At 47.0% G+C, this 2,082-nt stretch carries 4 protein-coding genes; all 4 read right to left on the reverse strand.

Annotated features, from left to right (window positions below; translation table 11 throughout):
• Positions 1-136 precede the first annotated feature (136 nt).
• Positions 137-361, reverse strand: coding sequence for an AlpA family transcriptional regulator (locus KDK14_RS06555; RefSeq protein ID WP_257264222.1), 225 nt, complete (start codon positions 359-361; stop codon positions 137-139).
• A 198-nt stretch (positions 362-559) separates the two neighbouring features.
• Positions 560-979 (reverse strand): Bro-N domain-containing protein, encoded by a 420-nt coding sequence (locus KDK14_RS21675; protein ID WP_373691043.1) that lies wholly within the window; start codon positions 977-979, stop codon positions 560-562.
• Positions 980-993: 14 nt separating this feature from the next.
• Complete coding sequence (locus tag KDK14_RS06560; protein ID WP_257264223.1) at positions 994-1,122, reverse strand: hypothetical protein; 129 nt, start codon at positions 1,120-1,122, stop codon at positions 994-996.
• Between the two features lie 54 nt (positions 1,123-1,176).
• Entirely contained in the window at positions 1,177-1,776 is a 600-nt protein-coding gene (locus tag KDK14_RS06565; RefSeq protein ID WP_257264224.1) for a helix-turn-helix transcriptional regulator, read from the reverse strand.
• Between the last annotated feature and the right edge of the window lie 306 nt (positions 1,777-2,082).

A 2,082-nucleotide genomic window follows, 5' to 3' on the forward strand; every position in this document is an offset into this window, starting at 1 on the left:
ATGGCTGCAGCTCCTGGTAATCGCGAACATTGTATGGGATCACCAAACAGTTACCGACCAAAATGGAAAAAATAATTTTCAGGGGCGTTATAGGGGCGGCGAGTTCGGAGATATGAGGGTATAAAAAACGGCCTTGTCAGGCCGTAAATTCTTCTGCGAGGGTCGTGAAAGTGGTCTGATCTTCAACCCACTTTTCAAGGTCTGCGGCCTTGTACCTGACCAGCTTTTTCCCGATCCTGAAGAAGTGTGGGGGGTTGGCTCCGCAGAGGTCCCCGGTTATGCGCGAAAGGTCCAGGCGCTGTTTGCTGACACCGATAAATTTGGCTGCTTCTCTGGTCGATAGTACTAATGGCTGTTCCATCAGATTTCCTCCACTACTGTCTTGAACCGCTTGATCTGTTTAACGGGTGTCCCGTTACTTCGCTTTTTGCCAGTGTCGATAACTTCCGCGTGTTTTTTGCCTTTCTCGGTCAACTCCCATTGACCTGCTACTCTGTTCTGTAGCTTTGCGGCCTCAAACCGGCGGTTCAGCTTTTGGGGTGACATACCATCATAAAACTCACGGCCCAGTTCGGTGACGGTATAGGTCTTCTCTTTGCGGTCTGACTTCAGTTCTACCCCCGGCAGTTTGATAGGGCTTTACCCGGTCTTCGGTTGCCTTGGAGGCTGACAAGAGGGCCTGGTTGCCGGAGAAACCGAACTGGTTTGCCAACTCCAGGCAGGCGGCATTTGACCGGGCTATTTTTTCAGCGGGAGTGAGGGTATCTATATCGCGGGGGTTATAACTCCCAGTTTTACGAATAGAGGGCAAAACCTCAGACACTAACCACTCTTCAAATTGTTCAGCGGCGGGGAGTTTAGATCGCATGACCAAACGGTATACATCGCGTTCGGGGATGATGGTGGGTTTTTGTTCACGTCCGATGGAGTCACGGATCGTTACCCCATCAATAACAGCGTTTTTACAGTGATCCCCTATATGGTGGACCCCAGTTAAACTGCTACATCCTTAGCTACAAACCATACATCGTTATTTTGCTCAACGGTGCGAACATCGCCAAAGAGAGGGTGGTTAAAAGTACTGGTGTTATTCATATCGCTATCCCTGGTTAGTATTGGCAATGCCTAAATTCCTATATTAGTCATGCTAATATTTCTTAACAAGAGTCATACGGCCTATGGCCGTACGACTTCACTGATTTTAGCGAGGTAGGATATTTCGTTGGCGGTCAGTTTTTGTACTACGCCGTTGAGGTCGAAGGTATCTTCACCAAGATACTTACCCGTCTGGAAACGGGTGCGTTTCCTCAGGCGGATTAGTACATTATTATTTTTTCTTGGTTTCTTATTTAACAAAAGTATCAGGATTGAATTTTTTTCGTAGTCAACGGTGTCCTCGTCTATTTCAAAACCGACAGCGTGGTAATCAGGGTTTTTGAGCCATAGTTTCCTGTAATAGTCCCTTGGTTGCCTGTTTGAAATAGTCCCAATAATAGGTACTGGATGGAACATTTCTTTAGTTTTAAAGCGATCCTCAGACAGTTTGGGGTCAATATCCGATGGTTTGGTCTCCAGAAGTTCTGCAAAGGACAGTATGGTATCGGTGTTGAGCGGCACGATAGCGTTGAAAAATTGGCTGACCGCGCTTTGCGTTATCTTCAGTTTTTCAGCACATTTGACTTGGGTAAGGCCCAGTTCTTTTTTCTTACTTTCAAATAGGGCCTTTAATTTTTGTGCTTTGTTCCGATCCTCCTGCGTAATAATGCGAGGGGCCATAGTTATCCTCCTGTTTATGCCTCCATTATGGCTGTATAAGCGAAGCTAATTAGTCCAAGTATAACTACTGCTTCCTCTATGCCAAGAGTGCACTAATGGTAGCGGTATTTTGTGACAAGAAGTTAGCTGTTTATTTATACAGTCCCGACAGCGTGGAGTAAGTGGTCGGCCAGTGTCTTGTGCTTGTGGCACCTGGCCTTGAACTCGGCGGCAGTGAGGGGTTGTTGCCATGCCCAGCATGACCATCCAGACCAAAAAGTCTTGGATTATCTTGCTCAGCTCCAGCAGCACAACACATTGCTCAAG

The organism is Endozoicomonas sp. ONNA2, assembly GCF_024606365.1.
GTDB lineage: Bacteria > Pseudomonadota > Gammaproteobacteria > Pseudomonadales > Endozoicomonadaceae > Endozoicomonas.